The organism is Gilliamella sp. wkB108, assembly GCF_001690195.1.
Taxonomy (GTDB): domain Bacteria; phylum Pseudomonadota; class Gammaproteobacteria; order Enterobacterales; family Orbaceae; genus Gilliamella; species Gilliamella apicola_L.
Window position 1 is genome coordinate 19,335 of sequence record NZ_LZGM01000108.1, and the last position, 21,822, is coordinate 41,156.

Below are 21,822 nucleotides of genomic sequence, written 5' to 3' on the forward strand. Positions count from 1 at the left end.
CTAAGTTAGTTTTTTCAATAAGCTTTGGTTTGACCATTACTACAAACTTTGGCTGTTAGGTTCAACTCGGATCATAACGTTTTTGTAACGTTATACCATAGTTTGCTAAAGTGTTTTTTGCATGAATATAAAGGAGTTGGATTGGCTAAAACTAACCTACATGATTGTGATAAGTTTAAAAAATAATCCATTATATTAAGGAGAAATAAATGGCTATTCCTGATTATCAAACGCTTATGCTACCGCTTTTAGAATGGCTATCCGATGGCAAAGTTCATACTGCCAGGCAAACATATGACCATTTGATTCAGCTATTTAACTTAACACCTGATGAGGCAAATCAATTACTCCCTAATAGTAATCAACCAATTATTGAAAATCGAGTTGGTTGGGCTAAAACCTATTTGAAAAAAGCAGGCTTGGTTGATAACTCTAAACGAGGAATTTGGCAAATAAGTGAATTAGGATTAAAGTTTTTAAAAAATAAGCCTACACGAATCACGAACGAAGACTTAATGCATATACCTGAATTTTTATCATTTAAACAATCATCGCATTCTAGTTCAAGCCAAGCCAATCAAATTAAAGTTGAATCTGAAAGTACTCCGACAGAACTAATGGATTTATCCTATCAAAGAATTCGAGATGCACTTGCCACCGAAGTGCTTAGCGCGGTTAAAAATTGTTCACCTGCTTTTTTTGAACGGTTAGTTGTGGACGTTATGCTAGCTTTAGGTTATGGCGGTTCTCGCCGTGATGCCGGGGAGGCAACACGCATAGCCAAAGATGGTGGCATTGATGGGATCATTCGCGAAGACAAGCTTGGGCTGGACATGATTTATTTACAAGCTAAAAAGTGGGAAGGCACTGTTGGCCGACCTGAAATACAGAAATTTGTAGGGGCCCTACAGGGCGAAAGAGCTAGAAAAGGCGTGTTTATTACTACTTCTAATTTTAGCTGTGAAGCAATTGAGTATGTAAAACACTTAGATTCTAAAATTATTTTAATTAACGGTAGTCAATTAGCTGAGTTAATGATAGATCACAATGTTGGGGTTTCAACAAGGCAGGCTTATGAAGTTAAGCAAATTGATAGTGATTACTTTGAGGATGCCTAATTAAACTTATTTCCTATAATAAGTTCAATGTCATCATGAGTTGATACTATATAAAATGACTAATAATGTGGGATGAGTTACAGTACCCTCGATCGATTTTTCCAGTATTTATCTAATACCAAGATTATTAAATATAGAAAAGGGAAATAATATGCAATCTGCTCGTGATAAATTGACAAGAGGAATTGTTGAAGCTGATAATTTAGGGGGATATTTACACCGGTTATTTAGGTTATAGAAATACATTTCAAAAGTTATTTCGCCACAAACCAATGGGATCTGTGAACGTTTTCATAAGACAATTTTTTATGAATTTTATATGGTAACACTCCGTAAAAGCGCTATTGAGATTTAGAAGCACGCCAAAGAGAGCTGAACAATAAGTTGCATTATTACAATAATGAACGAACGCATCAGAGAAAAGGCGCAGTGGAAGAACATCAATAGGAACATGATTTGATGGAAAAATCTGGGAAGAGAAAAACCTGAACCAAATTTAACCTGAGAGACACCTAATAAAAATAGGTAACTGTCAGATTAGGTTTGAGCTAGTACAAAGTTAATGGCTGTATTATACTTGAACAGTAAATAACTATTTTGAATGGATCAAGGGCATCTATTTTGTTAAAAAATAATGTATTGCCAAATAATACACTAATACCTATTAAGGTTATTTCAACCGGTGTTGCATTACCATCTGAAAAAATCGAGGCTTTAGCGTTAGATAAAAAACTTAATAAACCCGCTGGTTACTCTTTTAAACGTTCTGGTATTCTCTACCGTTATTATGCAAATGAAGATCTTAATCAAGCGGATTTAGCAGCACAAGCAATTAATGATGCTTTAGTTCGTAGTAGTATCAATCCTCAATCAATCGATTTATTAATTTCTTCTTGCGCAATACCTGTTCAAGCCTTACCGTATAATGCTGCACATATTTTAAAAGCCAGTATGCTGCCCAAAACTTTAACCACTTTCGATATTAATTGTAGTTGTGTTAGTTTTATCTGTGCATTGCAAGTCGCAGCCGGTTTATTAAATAGTGGTACTTATAAACGAATTGCAATTGTGTCTGCTGATCTGGCTTCACGCGGTTTAGATTGGCAAGATGAGGAATCGTCTTTGATTTTTGGCGACGGGGCGGCTTGTGCAATTGTTGAAAAAGGTAATGGTACTAGTGGTATTCTTTCTTGTTTATTTGAAACATATCCTGAAGGCATCGAGCTTTGTGAAATTCGCGCTGGTGGAACTAGGTGTAATGTAAAAACAGCGATGAATGAAAGTGATTTTCTTTTCCATATGCAGGGAAAACAACTTTTCAAATTAGCCTCTTTGTTAATAGAGTCGTATTTACATCGTTTGTTAATGCAAGCTAATTTAACATTGGAAGATATTGTAACGGTGATCCCTCATCAAGCGAGTCATTTATCTCTAGAACATATGCGTAAACGGCTAAAAATATCAAACGATAGATTGATTGATATTTATCGATTTAGAGGTAATCAAGTGGCGGCATCTATTCCTAGCGCCTTACATGAAGCCATAATAACTCAACGATTTAAACCTGATGATCCGGCGATGTTAATTGGCACAGCAGCAGGACTTACTTTGGGAGGGATGATTTTATTACCATGAGATTTTTAGTTACCGGAGCAACAAGCGGTTTAGGTCGTAATGCGGTCGAATGGTTGTTAAAAGAAGGTCATTGTGTCCATGCCACAGGGCGTAATAAAGAGGTTGGCAAACATTTAGTTAAACTTGGAGCGAAATTTACTGAACTTGATTTAGTTACCGCAACGGATGTTGATTACAATTTCTTACTCAGTGATTGTGATACTGTTTGGCATTGTGCAGCACTATCTTCACCTTGGGGTAAATACTCATGGTTTTATCAAATAAATGTTCTTGTAACTTCTCGATTGGCGGTTTGTTGTGGAAAGCTCGGTATTAAACGTTTTGTTCATGTATCAACACCTTCAATCTATTTCGATTTTAGATCTCATCAAAATATTACTGAGCATTATCGTGCTAAACATTTTGCTAATAATTATGTAATAACAAAATATGAAGCAGAAAAATGTATTCAAGAATGTGTAAAAAGTTATCCTGATACAATTTATTTAATATTAAGACCTCGAGGTATTTTTGGTCCACATGATCGGGTGATCATCCCTCGAATACTAGCTTTATTAAAACGAACGAAAGGGAGTCTTTATTTACCCGGTGGGGGACAAAGTTATATCGACCTCACTTTTGTTCTTAATGTAGTTTATGCTTTATATCTCGCTTCCATAAATCAAAACATAAAATCAGGTGATATATTCAATATAACTAATCAACAACCTTGTCATCTTAAAGATTTATTGAAAGCATTGCTAAGTGATCGGTTACATATCAATTATAAAATCCGTACTTTGCCTTATCAATTTTTATATGGTGTGGCTACCATGCTCGAAGGTTTAGCGAAATTAACAAACAAAGAACCCACATTAACGCGCTATAGTATTGGTACGCTATATTTTGATATGACATTGAGTCAAGAACATGCTATTAAACATTTAGGCTATAAACCAAAATACAATTTAAACGAAAGCATTGATATTACAGCCAATTGGCTACAACAAAATGGCATGGTTTAATATGGCAAAAATTACAACTTTTAAAGCTGGTTATTGCACACATATTGCTTGTATGGCTATGCGTGGTGCAGGTCTTAAGGTGTGTCAGTTTCCTGCACGAGCTTGGCTTATTGAAATTGATGGATATCGCTGGCTATGGGATACTGGTTATGCCGATTATTTTAACCAATACACACAAACAGGGATCTTTAAACTCTATCAAAAAACCACACCTGTTTATCTCAATAAAGGCGAGTCTTTAAAAGAGCAATTTGATTCATTGGGTATTGATCTTGCCAGTATTCAAAACATCATAATATCGCATTTTCATGGCGATCATATTGCTGGTTTAAAAGATTTTATCCATAGCAAATTTATTTGTTCCCAAGAAGGTTGGCAAACAGTCAAATATTTACGTGGATTTAATGCGCTTAGGCAAGGGTTTGTACCGGATCTTCTTCCAATTGATTTTGAAAAACGAGTTAGTTTTTTAGAGCAGTTTGAAAAATGTGAATTAGCGCCTGAATTGGCTCCATTTACTTTTGGTTATATTTTACCGCATAGTAAAAAACAAATTATTCTTGTTCCATTACCGGGTCATGCTGTAGGTCATATTGGAGCATTTATTTTAACTGATTGTGGCTGGACATTACTTGCAAGTGATGCTGCATGGGTTAAAGCGAATTATAAAGAGTTGAAAAAGCCTTCTCGGTTGGCACACTTGATTATGTCTGATTCAAAATCATATTATCAAACTCTTAAACAGATACATCAACTTTCTTATCATCCTGATGTTACGATTTATTTAAGTCATGAGGGTGAAGAATGAGGTTATTGAAAATACTCTGGTATTATTGGCGAACAAAACAGTTAAGATTTAAAAATCGGATTGCGCTTGAAAATTATCAAGAAAAACAATTAGAAAAATTTAAGCATCGTGTTTTAAGCAAAAGCCCTTATTTCAAACAATTTATTGATCAACCTTTCAAATTTTGGCCATTAATGAATAAACAAATCATGATGCAAAATTTCGATCAAATGAATACTGCTCATCTTAGTTGTCAGGAATTATTTGCTTTAGCTCAACAAAGTGAAATTCAGCGAGATTTTTCCGCTAAAAAAAGTAAATTTAGCGTCGGGTTATCCTCTGGTACCTCAGGACAACGAGCCCTTTTTGTGGTAAGCCCTAAAGAGCAACAACTTTGGGCTGGCGTTATTCTTGCAAAAATGTTACCACGAGGAATATTAACCAAAGAGCGTATAGCTTTATTTTTAAGAGCTGATAATCATCTTTATCATAGTACTAATAGCAATAGATTAACATTTCGATTTTTTGGACTATTTGATAATTTTCAGCAACAAATTTTATCGCTTAATCAATACCAACCGACTATTATTGTTGCGCCGGCACAAGTTCTTCGCGCTTTGGCTCAGGAAAAACTTAATGGTTCATTAACCGTTACGCCGGTACTCGTTATCTCGGTAGCTGAAGTTCTTGAAAAACAAGATAGGCAACTTATTGAACAAGCATTTAATAAATTTGCTGAAGTATACCAAGCAACAGAGGGATTTTTAGCGGCGACGTGTCAATATGGGACACTACATTTAAATGAAGAGTTTATTTATATTGAACCCTTGTGGTTAGATGAAGACCGTTTTATGCCAATTATTACTGATTTTACTCGTGAAACCCAACCCATAGTACGCTATCAATTAGATGATATTTTAGTTCGTAGTAAAACCACATGCCAATGTGGTCGGCAAGGTATGGCAATATCGCATATTGAAGGTCGTCATGATGATCAGTTAGTTTTGTCCGATCATCATGGTAAACCGTTAACTATTTTTGCTGATTATTGCAGTCGTATTATTGCAAATACATTACCATTAACCAGTGACTATCGACTTATTCAACATACTAACCATTTTATTGAGTTAATTGGGTGTTGTTCTGAGCAAAAATTAATACAATGTCAAAAAGCATTAATTACTCATTTTACTCATCAAGGGGTTAATATTAATCTATTGCACTGGAAACTAACTCCAGTTAACAATATCCCTTACCAGTTTACACAAAAAAGGCGACGAATAATTCGTATTAGAGGTACATAATGAAATATATCTTTATGCGATTCGTTTATTTAATAGTGGGTTGGTTGATTGTCGGTATAATTTATAGTGGCACAGCTCATCTACAAGGTGAACCTACCTTGCTTTCACCATCAATTATTGATGAATGGATAGCTTTTACACCTCATGCGATTTGGTTTTATCTTTCGTTTTTTTTGATTATTCCGTGGTGTTTTTTTATTGCTCCTTATAAGCGTGTAGCCTGGATGTGTGTGTGTTTTATTGTCAGTGGATGTCTTGCCGGTCTATTTTATCTTATTTTTCCAACAACCGTGATTTGCCCTGTTGATACAACAGCAACTTTTATAAGTTCTTGGTTACTTGAAAAGCTCATCAGTGTTGATGTCCCGGTGAATTGTTTTCCTTCATTGCATGTTACTTTAACATTTATTGTAATTTGGGGATGCTTAGAAGCAACTCACCCTATAAGAAGTCTATTATTGATTTTATGGGGAATTGCTATTGTTTTTTCGGTTATTCAACTGCGTAGACATCTTTTCATTGATTTTATTGGTGGTGTTATTTTGGCACTTTTTGTCGGATGGTTTGTTCGCTATTGTTTTTGTCGCCTTGTGATAAAAAAACAGAACATCAGGAATTGTTATTATGATTGAATTAATTTTACCTTTTGTCATTATGATAATATTGGTTGCTGTAGAAGCTTTCGTTTTACAATATATTAAGAAAGTAACAATTAACTGGTCAGATGTTATCTTTAATTTAAACTCCGGACATCTGATGCTATGGTTATTCCGTGGGCTTGAGTTAGTATGTTACCATTTTGTTTATACACATTTTAGCTTTAATTTATTTGTTCATGTTCCGATTATTTTGACTTGGATATTTACCTTGTTTGCTTGGGATTTTGGATTTTATTGGGAACATCGTCTTCATCACAAGATCCCTTTTCTGTGGGCGATTCATATAGTACATCATCAAGGTGAACATTTTAATTTATCGTTAGCTATCCGAAATTCTTGGTACTCATCATTAACATCTATTCCTTTTTTTGCAGTACTTGCTGTCATTGGTGTGCCTACACCTATTTTTATTGCAGTTTCAATCTTTCATTATTCAATACAGTTTTTTAATCATAATGCTATTACACCTAAATTAGGTATTTTAGAAAATATTATAGTGACGCCTAATCACCATAAAGTTCATCATCTTAAAGATAAATATTACTCCAACCATAACTTCTCAGGATCTTTTATCTTTTGGGATAAGATTTTTGGTACTTTTGAATCGAGTCCAACCAATAAAACAATTGAATATGGTAGCTATGGTCGCATGTCACAAAATCCATTTTGGGCAAGCATGTTGCCTTTTATGAAATTATTAAATATCTCTTATAAACAACGAGCTGCTACTTATCATATATCCAATTTATTATTAGTCACCGGTGGGTTATTTTTGTTTGCTTTGGTATTAAGTTATATCTTTGATTATGGCTACGGTTATCATAATGTTAGCATCACACAATATCTTTTATTCAGTTGTTTAGTCTTAGGAAGTATTGCATTGGGGGGGATTGCAGAAGGGAAACGCTGGGGGATCATTACATGGTTTATGCTTTGTTGGTTTATTCCATTGTTTTTTATTGTCTTTCTGAAATGGTCAGCGTTTTATTGGTTACTGTTTATGTGGTTAATTGCTGTACATGGTACAATTACTTTTGTTTTGTGGCTTATGGGGAAATACAATGCAAAGTAAGCTTCGATATTTTAAGATTAAAGAAGGCGCTTTTCATTAAATATGAATAGAACAAGATTTTTGGAGTGAAAAAAGGAAAGTTATTATCCAGCATGACTAAGGATTTTTAACCGTTAGCTAAAAAATATTAACGTACCAATCGAAAGATTAGTTATTTTGTGTTATGTCGAACAACAAATTATTTGAAAAATAATAGAGAACCAAGTGAATAATATCAGTATGCGGAACTAAATTAATGCATAATAAATCAGTTACACTACTTTTTTGCAATGAACAAGATCAATCGCTACGTGAAGCGTTAAATTCTGCTGCTAAAAACTATTTACTTAAAGCTAATGATCATCGTTATGCCGATATGGGGATGTTTTTAAAACTTGTTTTATTATTAACATTTAATGTCGTTTTTTATGTTGTTGCACTTCATCAACAATCCGGTTATTTATTCTTTTTATGCTACTTTTTATTTATTACATCGGCATTACTTTTGGCGATTAATGTTGTACATGATGCATCTCATCAAGTCTTTTTCAAAACCGCTAAAGCAAATATATGGCTTAATCGAATTATTACCATCCCTTTAGGTATAGATCCTGAATGTTGGCGAATCCGTCATGTGATACAACATCACCCTTATACCAATATTGAATACTACGATCTTGATATTGATTATAATGGAGTACTTAGACAAACACCTTTTCAAGTTCATCATTGGTTTATGCGTTACCAACACTATTATTGGCCATTTGTCGCTGGTATGACCTTCCCTACTATTATTTGGTGTTTTGACTGGCAAGATAGGCTTGGACTTAAATTTAATAAAAATAAATTTAGTCACAATGGATTTCGTGGTTGGATGGCATTTTTGATTATTAAATTTTTACATGTCAGTATAGCAATTATTATTCCTTATGTTATTTGTCCTCAATTTAGTTTGTGGTTTATTTTATTTACTTATTGTTTAAGTCAATTCTTTGCATCACTGATTTTTGTCATTTTAATTCTTGGCTCTCACTGGGCAAAAGCCACTTTTTACCAAGCGCCGGCAAATCATTGTATGCCACATGGTCCAACACAACATGTATTTAATACGACACTTAATTGGCGATTGAAATCACCCATTTTAGAATATTGGCTTGGCGGACTTAATCTACATTTAACTCATCATATTTATCCCGGATTTAGTCATCGACACTATCAAAATTTAACATTTATCATTCAACAAATTGCTAAGCAATATCACCTAGATTATCAAGAAATAAATCTATATGAACTATTTAAACAACAACAGATTTTTTTGAAAAGTATGGGTAAAAAACCATAAAAAATCGACTTGGTTAGTGTTATTAATTTTATTGTAAAATTGGTAATGGCTAATGTTAGATAAACGAATTAATTTAAAAATAATCGTGACTCAATATTTTTATACAATTATTCAAACAACTCGATTAATAATAGTATTCTCTTTTATTCTATCCATTGGGCTTTATTATAAAATAAGATAAAATGATCTTTAGATTCGATCATAGGATAATTTATTTATGTCTGAACAAAAGAAAGAGGGATTTTTCTCTCGTTTGAAAAAGGGGCTTTTCAAAACCAAACAAAATATTGGATCTGGTTTCCTAAGTTTATTTAAAGGAAAAAAGATTGATGATGCGCTGTTTGAAGAATTAGAAGAGCAATTACTAATTGCCGATGTTGGCTTTGATACAACCCAAAAAATTATTGAGACATTGACTCAGCAAGCGTCAAGAAAAGAGTTAAAAGATGCTGATGCATTACATGAACTTTTGAAACAAGAGATGAAAACTATTTTAGCAAATGTCGATAAACCTTTAGATATTCAAACTCATCATCCTTTTGTTATCTTAATGGTTGGCGTTAATGGTGTCGGTAAAACCACCACAATTGGTAAATTAGCTCGTCAATTTCAACAACAAGGAAAATCAGTGATGCTTGCTGCGGGTGATACTTTCCGGGCAGCAGCCGTTGAGCAATTACAAGTTTGGGGTGAACGTAACCATATTCCTGTCATCGCACAGCATACCAATGCTGATTCAGCTTCTGTCATTTTTGATGCCATTCAAGCTGCTAAGGCAAAAAAGATAGATATTTTAATTGCAGATACAGCGGGTCGTTTACAAAATAAATCTCATTTAATGGATGAATTGAAAAAAATTGTCCGCGTAATTAAAAAACAAGATGAAACCGCGCCTCATGAAATTATGTTAACGATTGATGCCAGTACTGGTCAAAATGCCATAAGTCAAACTAAATTATTTAATGAGGCAGTTGGTGTAACAGGATTAGCATTAACAAAATTAGATGGCACAGCAAAAGGGGGCATTATTTTTAGTATTGCTGATCAGTTTCAAATCCCTATTCGTTATATCGGTGTAGGTGAAAAAATTGAAGACTTAAGACCTTTTGTTGCCGATGATTTTATCAATGCACTGTTTGATGAAATAGAAGAATAGAGAGAAAGCATGATCCAATTTCAGCGAGTAAGTAAAGTCTACTCCGGTGGTAAACCTGCTTTACAAAATATAAGTTTTACTTTGCAATCTGGTGAAATGGCTTTTTTAACAGGGCATTCAGGCGCAGGTAAAAGTACGCTATTACGTTTAATTTGTGGTTTAGAAAAAGCCAATGATGGTAAAATTTTGCTAGATAATATCGATGTTTCGCGGTTACGCAAACAAGATATGCCTTTTCTACGTCGTTCAATTGGTATGATTTTTCAAGATCATCAACTGCTTATGGATCATACTGTTTATGATAACGTTGCAATTCCATTAATTATTTTAGGTAAACCCGCCGAGGAAATTCGTCGGCGCGTTTCAGCTTCACTTGATAAAGTGGGATTAATCGATAAAATGAAATTTTACCCGATTCAGTTATCAGGTGGCGAACAACAACGTGTAGGGATAGCGCGTGCGATAGTTAATCATCCAAGTGTATTGCTTGCAGACGAACCGACAGGTAATTTAGATGATAAACTTTCTAAAGATATTCTAAAGCTATTTGAAGAATTTAATCAAGCTGGTGTAACAGTATTGATGGCAACTCATAATATGGCTCTTATACGTCGCAAGCATCATCGTATACTGCATTTAAATCAAGGGCGTTTAGAGGAATAAAAATTAATGAACTACTCTAATGTCAAACAGACTAAATCAAAAACTATAAATGGAAACAGCTTTTTAGGTCGTTGGAAAAGGCAAATAGGTTATGCTTGGTACAATGTATTTAATAATTTTAGCCAGCATATTTTAGCGTCATTATTAACAATCTTTGTTATCGCAATATCAATTACTTTGCCAACCATTGGTTATTTGTTGTGGAAAAATGCTAATCAAGCTACCCAGCAATGGGATCCTACACCTAATTTAACTGTTTATATCAATAAAACATTAACTCCCGAGCAGACTAATGAACTGATCAATAAATTTAAATCTTATTCCGAAATTGATAGGGTGGATTATCTTTCTCGAGACGAAACTAAAGAAGAATTTAAATCGTGGTCAGGTTTTGGAAGTGCATTGGATTTGTTAGAAGAAAATCCATTACCAGCAGTGGCAATTATTATTCCTAAAGAGAATGCGAAACGAACCGATATACTACACGGGTTACAAACAAAACTAACTAAAATTGACGGAGTTGATGATGTTCATTTGGATGATAGTTGGTTTACACGCTTAACCGCATTGACTGATATGGTAAAATCTATTGTATGGGTTATTTCTATCTTTATGATAATTGCTGTTTCACTTGTTATTGGTAATAGCATTAGATTGAATATCTTTGCACGTAGACAGACTATTGTTGTTATGCAATTGATAGGTGCAACTGAAGGTTTTATATTACGTCCTTTTTTATATAATGGTATTTTTATAGGTTTTGTCAGTGCCATTTTAGCTTTAGTTTTATCGGAAGTATTTATCCTACAAATAGATTCAATCATATTGAATGTTTCAGCTATTTTTGGAACAATGTTTACACTTAAAGGACTGTTATGGGACGAAAGTATACTGATTGTTCTATTGTCAATGATCATCGGCTGGCTTTCGGCATTAGTTGCTACAAAGAAATATTTAGAAATAGCGCGAATTGCTTAACTATTTAATGATATATAAATAGATTATTTTTTTTAATATAATATTATATTTACAAATAAAATTAAAAAGTGTGAACTAAATCACTTTTTAATGGTCTAACTCTATAACTAAAATGCTCAGTAAGTTTTAAATTGTTGCAGTTACTTAAATTGCAACAAAATGAGTTTAATTTAAGGGGAATTAAATGAGTACTGAAATGAAAATGCAAGCAGTTGCTTTAATCCCACAAGGAAATATTGAGTCATATCTTCGCATGATTAATACTTATCCGATGTTAACTGCAGAGGAAGAACAATCTTTAGGCGAAAAACTTTATTATAATGATGATGTTGATGCAGCACGACAATTAATATTGTCTCACTTACGATTTGTAGCACACATTGCACGAGGATATTCAGGCTATGGTTTACCACAAGCTGACTTGATCCAAGAAGGTAATATCGGCTTAATGAAAGCAGTGCGTCGTTTTAATCCAGAATTAGGTGTACGTCTAGTTTCATTTGCTGTTCACTGGATAAAAGCTGAAATACATGAATATGTATTAAAAAACTGGCGTATTGTTAAAGTTGCAACGACTAAAGCTCAAAGGAAGTTATTTTTTAATCTAAGAAAAAATAAACAACGCTTAGGTTGGTTTAATAATGCTGAAGTAGATATGGTGGCAGACGAATTAGGTGTAAGTCGTAAAGATGTCCTTGAAATGGAATCACGTATGTCTGCACAAGATATGTCATTTGATGTAGATAGCGATGATGATGATAATGCTGTTGTCGCACCTGCTTTATATTTAGAAGATAATAATTCTGATTTTTCTAAATCAATTGAAAATGATAATTGGGAAACAGATGCAACAGATAAGTTACATGATGCACTATCACAATTAGATGAACGTAGCCAAGATATTATCAAAGCACGTTGGTTAGATTCTGATGATAGTAAATCAACACTACAGGTTTTAGCTGATAAATACAGTGTTTCTGCTGAACGTATTCGTCAGTTAGAAAAAAATGCGATGAAAAAATTGCGTGTTGCAATTGAAGCATAAATTATTTTTCTTGTTAACTCCTAAACCCCAAAGCCTTACGTAAAAGTAAGGCTTTTTTTATTATCAAATCTGCTCATATTATAATTTATCATATGACAAGTTAATTCATTGAAAATATAAGAGATAATGTATTTTTTAGCATGAAAGCATAAGCTTAAATTATCTTAACTAAGATTAGGATTTTAATTATATTAAATTGATGATATAAAAAATATATAGCAACTAAAGTTAATATAATAAAATAATTTATTATCGTTTTATTTTAATTAATTATTGTTTTTATTTTTTAATAGGAATAAACTGTGTTCAGTTTTTATAAAAAGAAAGGAAATGAATATGAACACAGATATGACTAAAAGTTACTCTCGATTAAATCTATATTGTAAATTTATGGCATTGTTAACGGCTATTCCTATTTTAGCTATGTTAATTGGCTCTTTATCCCCATTACTGTTTTATTTTTTCGATATTACCAATATTGGACTTGATTCTGGAGGATACTCTTTCTTTATTTCCGGGGCGCTTGATGATGTAGATCCTAAAACATTATCCCTATGGCAAGCGACGTTGGCCACATTGATCGATACCTTATCGATACTCATTTTAGCTTATGCTTTTTATCAACTTAGATTACTCTTTTTAAACTACAGTCAATCTGAATATTTTTCAGAAAAGTCGTCTAATCATTGTTATATTTTTGGGAAAATGTTAGTTATATGGTCAATATTTGGTATTTTGTCTGAACCATTATTAACTTTTATTTTAACTTTTAATAGAGATCCTGCAGAACGTTATATTTCTTTTTCATTTACTGGCGATGATGTTATGACATTGTTTCCGGCTATCAGTATTATGCTTATTGGTCAAATTTTGAAAAAAGCATGCCAAATTGCAGAAGAAAATAAACAATTTATATAAAAGGAGTTGAGTATGCCGATTATTATAAACTTAGATGTGATGCTGGCTAAGCGTAAGGTTAAGTCAAAAGATTTAGCCTTAGCAATAGGTATTACTGAACAAAATCTGTCATTACTTAAACAAGGAAAAGTTAAAGGATTCAGGCTAGCTACATTGGAGGCAATCTGTGAACATTTAGATTGCCAACCTGGAGATATATTAGAGTATATTAATAAAAAAGAATAAACTCTATTAACTGATTGATAACATTGCTGCTTCTTGAGCATGTAAAAAAGCTGTATCAAAAAAAGGAATACTACAATCTTGTTGTGTAATTAATAATCCGATTTCAGTACAGCCTAAAATAACGCCTTCCGCACCTTGTTTAACTAGTTTTTCAATAATAGTAAGATAGGCTTGTTTAGATGACGATTTAATTACACCCCTACAAAGTTCATCATAAATAATGTTATTAATTACAATTCTATCTTGTTCATCGGGGATGATTACATTTAAGCCTTTGTCGATCAGTTTTGATTTATAAAAATCTTGCTCCATAGTATATTTAGTACCCAATAATGCAACAGATTTAATATTTTGATTCAGTAAATGCTTAGCGGTGACATCCGCAATATGAATAATTGGAATCGTAATGGCTTTTTGAATTTGATCTGCAACTTTATGCATAGTATTTGTACAGATTACGATAAAATCTGCACCAGCCAACGCTAATCTTTTGGCAGCATCAATTAAAATTGTGGCACTTTTATCCCATTGGTTATTAGCTTGACAACTTTCTATCTCTTGAAAATCGACACTATATAAAATACTTTTTGCTGAATGCAAACCACCCAGTGATTTAGCAACAATTTGGTTAATAACTTGATAATAAGTAACTGTACTTTCCCAACTCATACCACCAATTAAACCGATTGTTTTCATATCATTAATCCCTTAAAAATTTATATTTGTGGTGAAAAACTTTTTTATTGTTAATTTTATTTTAAAACATGTAAAGTTATTTTCAGTCAATTGAGTAAAAACCATATTTAATTTAAGCAAATTAATACATTGCTAAAATAACTACATACATATAAGCCTTAATTTTTTTCAACATCGTTAACTATCTTTATCAACATTAGTTCAATAAGCCGTATTATCCTTAATACTATATAATATATAGGAAAATATATTGTTTTATGGATAAGCCACTTTTTAGTTATCATCCTTTATTTTAATTACAATTTACACTTCGCGCTTAAAGTCTAGATCCCTTTTTTATGAAAAAAGTAAACATTTGTGAGAAAACATGATTTAATTTGTAAAAAAGTGTGATCTGTCGCGATATTATTAGCGAAATAAAATATGTGGTTAGATTAATTAAAAATAATATATAAAAATTAATTGGTTGTGAAATATTATGTGGATGAAAAACAAAGTTCTGATAAATAAAACAAGTAAATTTTTCTTTTTTATGCCAATTATCTTCTTGCTATTTTCTTTTTCATGTTTGGCTGAAACAAAAGTGATTCATGTACTGGTTGCATTATGTGATAATAAATATCAAGCAATAGCTCCTGTTCCAAAAGCAATTGGTAATGGTCAAGATCCTAAAAACAATCTTTATTGGGGAGCTGGTTTTGGTTTTAAAACTTATTTTGCAAAACAAAAAGAGTGGCAAGTTGTCCAGATCAATAAACCAGATGACGATAAAATATTAGAAGAAATAATTTACAAACATCAAAATCAAGATGTCTATATAGTTGCCCAAGCATATAATGGTAAATACATTGGTGATACAGTTAAGGATTTTCTCACTTATTCAGCAGCTAAAGATATACAAACTTTTGAGGTTGGTAAAGTAAAAATAAATGCTGGAGGAAAGGCTGATCTGGTTATTTATATTGGCCATGATTATTTAATGGAATGGTCATGGAGTAAATATTTACCAGATAGTTGGCGTTGGGAAACCTTATCAAAGGAGAAGCAAGAGCAACAAAAATCTCGTTACGCAGCTGTGTTTGCTTGTAAAAGTCAGAAATATTTTTCACCGGCATTATCTCGATTAGGTATTACCCCGCTTATTTTGACGACACAACTTATGGCTCCGGAAGCTTATAGTATATATGCGATGATTGATGCTTGGTTAAAAAATGAATCAAAGTCTAGCATCAGATCAAAGGTTGCGACTGCATATAGTAAATATCAAAAATTGAGTAAACCAGCTTTACAAATGTTTGTAACAGAATATAGTCAATAATAGATTTATCGTTTTAGAAAAATGGTTTTATTATTAAAAGTAACATAGGTTTTAAAACACTATTTTTCTATTTTTATCTTCTTTTATGGATGTTTTAAGAAAAGGTGAATACCCATTATGGCAATACCCAAAATAGTAATTTTAACTGGTGCAGGCATTTCAGCTGAATCAGGATTATCTACCTTTCGCGCTCAAAATGGTTTATGGGAAGGATATGATGTAAATGATGTGGCGACCTATGAAGGATATAGTCGAGATCCTATTGGCGTGCATAAATTTTATAATATGTTGCGCAATAAATTGCAAGATCCTAAAGTACGTCCAAATGCTGCTCATTATGCGTTAGCTGAGTTAGAACAAAAGTTAGGATCAGATAATGTATTAATTGTAACACAAAATGTGGATAACTTGCATGAACAGGCGGGTTCAAAGAATATTATTCACATGCATGGTGAATTGCTAAAGGTTCGTAATGAACAAACAGGGCAAATTATCGATTGTTATAATGATATTGACTATAATCAAAATAGATTACTTCGCCCTCATATTGTTTGGTTTGGTGAAGTACCGTTACAAATGGACGAAATTTATGATGCGCTTGAACAAGCGGATCTCTTTATTTCAATTGGTACATCGGGAAATGTATATCCAGCAGCAGGCTTTGTTAAAATAGCAAATCAAGTTAGCGCGAAAACGGTTGAGCTTAATTTAGAACCAAGTCTAGGACAAAGTTTGTTTCAAACTAAAATATATGGGCCAGCAAGTAAGATTGTACCAGAATTTATTACCACGTTAATTTAATAACTAGCAACAGTTATTTCAGTTGCTCTAAATAAGTTTTGTTACCCAAATTTTGCATTTGAGTACGGATCCATTCTGCTTTAGTTCCTATATAAGAATTGGGTTTGGCGGGATTCCATTTTCTTGGATTAGGTAAAGTGGCGGCCAGTAAGCTTGCCTGATAAGTTGTTAGCTGATCGGCGCTGACATTAAAGTAGTATTGCGATGCGGCTTCAATACCAAAGATACCCTCTCCCCATTCTACACTATTAAGATAGATTTCAAGGGTACGCTTTTTTGACCACATAAGTTCGATCCAGATAGTAAACCAAGATTCAAATCCCTTACGTACCCAACTACGCGCTGGCCATAAAAAAATATTCTTAGCGACTTGTTGAGAAATTGTGCTAGCGCCACGTAGTTTCTTATTTTTTTTATTATACTTAATGGCTCTATTAATAGCTTCAAAATCGAATCCCCAATGGTTTGGGAAGTTTTGATCTTCTGAAGCAATAACTGCAACTTTTATATTATCCGAAATTTCATCCCAATCTTTCCAGATCCGTTGTTGGGTAATACTCCAATTGCTGATTTTTCTTTCTAACATTAACATCGAACCAAATGGATTAACCCAGCGCATAATTAAAACTGACAAAATCGACAATAGCATAAGTGCAATAATTACTTTTGCAGTTATTTTTAAAGTCTTCTTTGATAGTAGTTTCATATTGGTTAAGTAAATGTAAAAAGTAAGTAATCAAGATACGATATATTATTTATTAAATAAATAATTTTTTATAAACTCAACAATTTGATTTGGTTTATCGATATTTAATTGAGGAACTGCCGTTTCCAATTTTATATTAGAAGCCACAGCAATTGTAAATTCATCAATGAAAAGCGGTTTTTTAGTCTCGCTTCTATGACAGATGATTTTAGGGATTTTTTCATCTTTAAATCCTTCCACTAACACCAGATCTATATTGGTAAATTTATTCACCAATGATTTCAAGTCGGCAGGTTCATTCGGGGTTTCACAAATCATGGCATAACGCTTATCACATGCAATAATTGTTTGTAATGCGCCAGCTTTTCGTAGTTCATAGCTATCTTTACCCGGTATATCTATTTCAATATCATGATGGGCATGTTTTAACATCGCTACTTTAAAGTTTTGCTCACATAGTAGTGGAATAATTGTTTTAAGTAGTGTTGTTTTACCACTATTACTGTAACCACTGAAGGCAAGTAGTTTATTATTAATCATTATGGTTAACTCTTAAAAGCATCAAAATAAGATACTCATTATTTATAATTGATTATATTATGATGATATTCATTATAAGAGATAAAGGTATAAATATGTACAATTTTACTAATGATTACAATGAAACCGCTCACCCTGAATTACTGAAAGTATTTTGTGAAACAGCTAATCAAAAATTAACTGGTTATGGCTTCGATGAATATTGTAATAACGCCAAAGAAAATATAAGAAAACAATTAAAGTCACCTAACGCCGATATTCATTTCATGCCAGGTGGAACGATTACCAATTTAACAGTAATTTCACATATTTTAAAACCTTATCAAGCCGTTATTGCGGCCGATAGTGGGCATGTGAATGTCCATGAAACAGGCGCAATTGAAGCAACCGGCCATAAAGTTTTAACAGCAACAACAACCGATGGGAAATTAACCCCAGAACTGATTAAACCAATTTTAACCTTTCATAGTGATGAACACATGGTACAACCAAAGCTCGTGTATATTTCAAATACTACAGAGCTTGGTACTATATATACTCAACAAGAACTTAAAAAGTTATATCAATTTTGTCAAAAAAATGATTTATATCTCTATTTAGATGGTGCGCGTTTAGCTATGGCATTAGCGGCACAAGAAAATAATATAACCTTTCCTGATTTAGCAAAGTATACCGATGTATTTTATATCGGTGGGACTAAAGTTGGTGCTTTTGCTGGTGAGACCGTGATTTTTAATAATACTAAACTAAATAAGGATTTCCGGTTTAGTATGAAGCAAAAAGGTGCAATATTAGCTAAAAGTTGGATTGTTGCTGTACAAATGAATGCGTTAATGCAAAATAACCTTTACTTAACACTAGGTCAACATAGTAATCATATGGCCAATAAACTAAAAATGATTTTTGAAAAGGCTAAATTAACCTTTTTAGCCAAACCACAAAGTAATCAACTTTTTGTTAATTTTCCTAATAAACTGGCTAAAAAAATTCAAGATCATTATGTAGTGGATTGTCTCGGGCAAACTGATTCACAGCATACCTGTTTACGATTTTGTACTTCCTGGGCAACTAAAGAGGAAGAGATAAATAGTTTTGCTAAGCAATTTCAAAAGTGGCTTTAATCATATTTTATGTTCAGATACAAAGCATTACTAATAGTGATAATAATACCACCATATAGCTGCTATTGAGATTATGTCGTGTAAAAATCAAATACTATTGAATCTATATAATGATATTAGTTTTTATTTTTTATTTGATTAATTTTATTAAGAATTTCTGGGGTATTAATATTAATAAAACAGGATGAGAGATCACTACAATCAACCGGAATTGCATCGATTTGTTGTAAAAATAGCATTAATTTTCGATCACCTTGTTCTAAGTAAGCTTTAAGTTGTTGGATAACCCTTTTATTGATAAGGAGAATTGTCGGGTGGTCATGTTTACCATCAAAAGGGTAAATAGCGGTATTGGATGTGGTGTACATTGATAAACGAGTAATTAAATTACTGGGTAAAAAGGGGGTGTCACAACTCACAAATAAGTTCCAATGAGTTGTACTGCGTAGCAGTCCACTATAGATACCTGAAAGTGGGCCTAGATAACCCTTGAAATCATCGGAAAATATGGGATAACCAGCGAGGCGGTATTGATCAAGATTTCGATTACAATTAATCATAATTGAATCAACCTGATGTTTAACACTATCAATTACATGTTGAAAAAGTGGTTTATTGTTTAATAATAATAAACCTTTATCATTACCATTCATGCGAGAGCTTAAGCCTCCAGCTAAAACGATAGCTGTAATAGATAGCTTTTCCATAAATTATTTCTCTTTTACATTGCGAAAATACAAAATAACATTACTATATACCAAAATTATTTTAATTTGCAGGATAGAGCATTTAAAATACAATCACGATTGTTTAGATTATGTAGGGTTGTTTGTTTATTTTATAGTGAATGTAATAGGTTATATTTTTTAAAAAAGTATATATTCAAAAAATTAATTATTTATTATTGCTTTGTTTTTGTAAGTTGGGAAAGGGGTTTAGTGGATTATATTTTACTCCCCAAAAGCTCTAGGTTGGAGTAAACTCTAAATTAAACTTTATATCATCATCTTCAATTGCGTTGAAGATTTAAAAAAAGGTATTAATTATGAAATGTCATCGAATTGATGAGTTAATGGAGTTGTTACAAACTGCTTGGGAAAAAGAGTCTGATCTCAACTTATTACAATTTTTGATTAAATTAGGTCAAGAAGCAGGTTTCGAAGGTGAATTAAAAGATTTAAGTGATGAAATTTTAATTTATCATTTAAAAATGCGTGATTCAGATAAAAATGAAGCTATTCCGGGACTAAAAAAAGATTACGAAGAAGATTTTAAAACCGCCCTCTTAAAAGCACGCGGGATTATTAAAGAATAGGGAGAAAGGATATATGAAGAAGACATTTTTTGCTATAAGTGCATTGTTATTTTCTATAAATTGTTTGGCTGATGAACCAAATAATGCAGCACAAGTAGCAACTGAAAGCAATGCACCCGCGCCGATTGAAGTTGGGAAACAATACTTCGCATTACCAACTTATCCATCACCAAATAAAGAAGTTATTGAGTTCTTCTCATTTAATAGTCCTAGCAGTTTTAGATTCGAAACACAATATCATTTTTCTCAAGTGCTAAGTAAAGCTATGCCAGAAGGGGTAACCTTTAAGCGTTATCATATAATTGATTATGGTTCCTTAGGTTTGGATTTATCACAAGCTTGGGCTGTTGCTAATGTCTTAAATATGCAAGATGAGGTATCAGAAGCACTTTATACAGCCGTACAAAAAGATCGCAAAATTAAATCTTTAGAGGATATTAAAGCCGTTTTTGAAACGTTAGGTGTAAATGGAGAAACGTATGATAAAACTGTAGATAGTTTTTTGGCAAAAGCCTTTATGGCTCAACAAGTTGATGCAATTAATGAGATGCAACCCGACTCTGTGCCTCTTGTTATTGTAAATCGTAAGTATTTTATTAATGGACCAGCGCTAGATAGGACATCTGGTGAGAATTTTGCCAATGATTATGCACGAGTAGCAGTATATCTTAGTAATTTAGACAATAAATCTAAGCCTAAAACTGAACCAGTATCAAATCCTCAATCAGAAACCGCGCCGGTACTAGAGGCGAAATCTGAAACTGTTGCGCCAGCCACAACGACTCAATCAGAAACCGCACCGGTTCCAGAGGTGAAACCTGAACCTGTTGCACCAGCCACAACGACTCAATCAGAGACCGCGCCAGTACCAGAAGCAAAACCTGAAACTGTTGCGCCAGCCACAACGACTCAGCCAGAAACCGCGCCGGTACTAGAGGCGAAATCTGAAACTGTTGCACCAGCCACAACGACTCAGCCAGAAACCACGCCGATACCAGAGGTGAAACCTGAACCTGTTGCACCAGCAACAACGACTCAGCCAGAAACCACGCCGGCTCTAGAGGCGAAACCGGAAACTGTTGCACCAGCAACAACGACTCAGCCAGAAACCGCGCCGGTACCAGAGGCAAAACCGGAAACTGTTGCACCAGCTACAACGACTCAATCAGAAACCGCGCCAGTACCAGAAGCAAAACCTGAAACTGTTGCACCAGCAACAACGGCTCAGCCAGAAACCGCGCCGGCTCCAGAGGCAAAACCGGAAACTGTTGCACCAGCCACAACGACTCAGCCAGAAACAGCTCCGGTACCAGAGGCAAAACCAGAAACCGTTGTACCAGCCACAACGGCTCAGCCAGAAACAGCTCCGGTACCAGAGGCAAAACCAGAAACCGTTGCACCAGCCACAACGACTCAGCCAGAAACCGCGCCGGTACCAGA

Annotated in this window: 22 protein-coding genes and 2 pseudogenes; 20 read left to right on the forward strand and 4 right to left on the reverse strand. The window is 33.4% G+C overall.

Going from position 1 to position 21,822, the window contains the following annotated elements:
• Window positions 1-209: 209 nt before the first annotated feature.
• The 15 genes and pseudogenes from A9G11_RS12015 to A9G11_RS12080 all read left to right on the forward strand — a co-directional run bounded on the left by A9G11_RS12015 (window position 210) and on the right by A9G11_RS12080 (window position 13,885).
• Entirely contained in the window at window positions 210-1,118 is a 909-nt protein-coding gene (locus A9G11_RS12015) for a restriction endonuclease (protein ID WP_065619846.1), read from the forward strand.
• Window positions 1,119-1,365: 247 nt separating this feature from the next.
• A pseudogene (locus A9G11_RS14700) lies at window positions 1,366-1,573 on the forward strand (integrase core domain-containing protein); the annotation flags it as partial.
• A 166-nt stretch (window positions 1,574-1,739) separates the two neighbouring features.
• Window positions 1,740-2,753, forward strand: coding sequence for a 3-oxoacyl-[acyl-carrier-protein] synthase III C-terminal domain-containing protein (locus tag A9G11_RS12020; RefSeq protein ID WP_218056139.1), 1,014 nt, complete (start codon window positions 1,740-1,742; stop codon window positions 2,751-2,753).
• A complete protein-coding gene (locus A9G11_RS12025) occupies window positions 2,750-3,757 on the forward strand; it encodes an NAD-dependent epimerase/dehydratase family protein (protein ID WP_065619847.1) in 1,008 nt (335 codons plus the stop codon). The genes A9G11_RS12020 and A9G11_RS12025 overlap by 4 nt, the downstream gene beginning before the upstream one ends.
• A gap of 1 nt (window position 3,758) precedes the next feature.
• On the forward strand, window positions 3,759-4,565 hold the full coding sequence (locus A9G11_RS12030) for an MBL fold metallo-hydrolase (RefSeq protein ID WP_065619863.1): 807 nt from the start codon (window positions 3,759-3,761) through the stop codon (window positions 4,563-4,565).
• Complete coding sequence (locus A9G11_RS12035; protein ID WP_065619848.1) at window positions 4,562-5,848, forward strand: F390 synthetase-related protein; 1,287 nt, start codon at window positions 4,562-4,564, stop codon at window positions 5,846-5,848. The genes A9G11_RS12030 and A9G11_RS12035 overlap by 4 nt, the downstream gene beginning before the upstream one ends.
• The gene (locus A9G11_RS12040) at window positions 5,848-6,480 is read left to right on the forward strand and encodes a phosphatase PAP2 family protein (RefSeq protein WP_081298561.1); all 633 of its coding nucleotides are present in this window, start codon (window positions 5,848-5,850) and stop codon (window positions 6,478-6,480) included. Before A9G11_RS12035 ends, A9G11_RS12040 begins: the two co-directional genes overlap by 1 nt.
• Window positions 6,473-7,579, forward strand: coding sequence for a sterol desaturase family protein (locus A9G11_RS12045; RefSeq protein WP_065619850.1), 1,107 nt, complete (start codon window positions 6,473-6,475; stop codon window positions 7,577-7,579). Before A9G11_RS12040 ends, A9G11_RS12045 begins: the two co-directional genes overlap by 8 nt.
• A 235-nt stretch (window positions 7,580-7,814) precedes the next feature.
• Window positions 7,815-8,900, forward strand: a complete 1,086-nt coding sequence (locus A9G11_RS12050) for a fatty acid desaturase family protein (RefSeq protein ID WP_065619851.1) — start codon at window positions 7,815-7,817, stop codon at window positions 8,898-8,900.
• Window positions 8,901-9,132: 232 nt separating this feature from the next.
• Window positions 9,133-10,056 (forward strand): annotated as a pseudogene (ftsY, locus tag A9G11_RS12055) (signal recognition particle-docking protein FtsY); the annotation flags it as partial.
• Between the two features lie 9 nt (window positions 10,057-10,065).
• On the forward strand, window positions 10,066-10,719 hold the full coding sequence (gene ftsE, locus A9G11_RS12060; protein WP_065619852.1) for a cell division ATP-binding protein FtsE: 654 nt from the start codon (window positions 10,066-10,068) through the stop codon (window positions 10,717-10,719).
• 6 nt (window positions 10,720-10,725) lie between these two features.
• Window positions 10,726-11,697, forward strand: a complete 972-nt coding sequence (gene ftsX, locus A9G11_RS12065; RefSeq protein WP_065619853.1) for a permease-like cell division protein FtsX — start codon at window positions 10,726-10,728, stop codon at window positions 11,695-11,697.
• A gap of 196 nt (window positions 11,698-11,893) precedes the next feature.
• Window positions 11,894-12,742: an RNA polymerase sigma factor RpoH gene (gene rpoH / locus A9G11_RS12070; protein WP_065619865.1), complete on the forward strand. Its 849-nt coding sequence runs from the start codon at window positions 11,894-11,896 to the stop codon at window positions 12,740-12,742.
• Between the two features lie 336 nt (window positions 12,743-13,078).
• Window positions 13,079-13,660: a DUF2975 domain-containing protein gene (locus A9G11_RS12075; RefSeq protein ID WP_065619854.1), complete on the forward strand. Its 582-nt coding sequence runs from the start codon at window positions 13,079-13,081 to the stop codon at window positions 13,658-13,660.
• A gap of 12 nt (window positions 13,661-13,672) precedes the next feature.
• The gene (locus tag A9G11_RS12080) at window positions 13,673-13,885 is read left to right on the forward strand and encodes a helix-turn-helix domain-containing protein (protein ID WP_065619855.1); all 213 of its coding nucleotides are present in this window, start codon (window positions 13,673-13,675) and stop codon (window positions 13,883-13,885) included.
• 6 nt (window positions 13,886-13,891) lie between these two features.
• On the opposite strand, the gene A9G11_RS12085 is transcribed toward A9G11_RS12080, so the two are convergent.
• Entirely contained in the window at window positions 13,892-14,581 is a 690-nt protein-coding gene (locus A9G11_RS12085; protein ID WP_065619856.1) for an aspartate/glutamate racemase family protein, read from the reverse strand.
• Window positions 14,582-15,065: 484 nt separating this feature from the next.
• On the opposite strand from A9G11_RS12085, the gene A9G11_RS12090 reads away from it, so the two are divergent.
• The gene (locus A9G11_RS12090) at window positions 15,066-15,899 is read left to right on the forward strand and encodes a hypothetical protein (protein WP_141674423.1); all 834 of its coding nucleotides are present in this window, start codon (window positions 15,066-15,068) and stop codon (window positions 15,897-15,899) included.
• Between the two features lie 117 nt (window positions 15,900-16,016).
• Window positions 16,017-16,700 (forward strand): Sir2 family NAD+-dependent deacetylase, encoded by a 684-nt coding sequence (gene cobB, locus A9G11_RS12095; RefSeq protein ID WP_065619857.1) that lies wholly within the window; start codon window positions 16,017-16,019, stop codon window positions 16,698-16,700.
• A 13-nt stretch (window positions 16,701-16,713) separates the two neighbouring features.
• On the opposite strand, the gene mtgA is transcribed toward cobB, so the two are convergent.
• Both mtgA and mobB read right to left on the reverse strand, forming a co-directional pair.
• Window positions 16,714-17,406: a monofunctional biosynthetic peptidoglycan transglycosylase gene (gene mtgA, locus A9G11_RS12100; RefSeq protein ID WP_081298565.1), complete on the reverse strand. Its 693-nt coding sequence runs from the start codon at window positions 17,404-17,406 to the stop codon at window positions 16,714-16,716.
• A 45-nt stretch (window positions 17,407-17,451) separates the two neighbouring features.
• Entirely contained in the window at window positions 17,452-17,946 is a 495-nt protein-coding gene (gene mobB / locus A9G11_RS12105; protein WP_065619859.1) for a molybdopterin-guanine dinucleotide biosynthesis protein B, read from the reverse strand.
• A 95-nt stretch (window positions 17,947-18,041) separates the two neighbouring features.
• Here mobB and A9G11_RS12110 point away from each other — a divergent pair, with 95 nt between their 5' ends.
• Window positions 18,042-19,067 (forward strand): threonine aldolase family protein, encoded by a 1,026-nt coding sequence (locus A9G11_RS12110; RefSeq protein ID WP_065619860.1) that lies wholly within the window; start codon window positions 18,042-18,044, stop codon window positions 19,065-19,067.
• A 116-nt stretch (window positions 19,068-19,183) separates the two neighbouring features.
• On the opposite strand, the gene mobA is transcribed toward A9G11_RS12110, so the two are convergent.
• A complete protein-coding gene (mobA, locus tag A9G11_RS12115) occupies window positions 19,184-19,774 on the reverse strand; it encodes a molybdenum cofactor guanylyltransferase MobA (protein ID WP_065619861.1) in 591 nt (196 codons plus the stop codon).
• A gap of 338 nt (window positions 19,775-20,112) precedes the next feature.
• Here mobA and A9G11_RS12120 point away from each other — a divergent pair, with 338 nt between their 5' ends.
• Window positions 20,113-20,382 (forward strand): YihD family protein, encoded by a 270-nt coding sequence (locus A9G11_RS12120; RefSeq protein ID WP_065619862.1) that lies wholly within the window; start codon window positions 20,113-20,115, stop codon window positions 20,380-20,382.
• 13 nt (window positions 20,383-20,395) lie between these two features.
• Window positions 20,396-21,822: DsbA family protein (locus A9G11_RS12125; protein WP_176701272.1), on the forward strand; the 1,427-nt coding region annotated here is incomplete at its 3' end.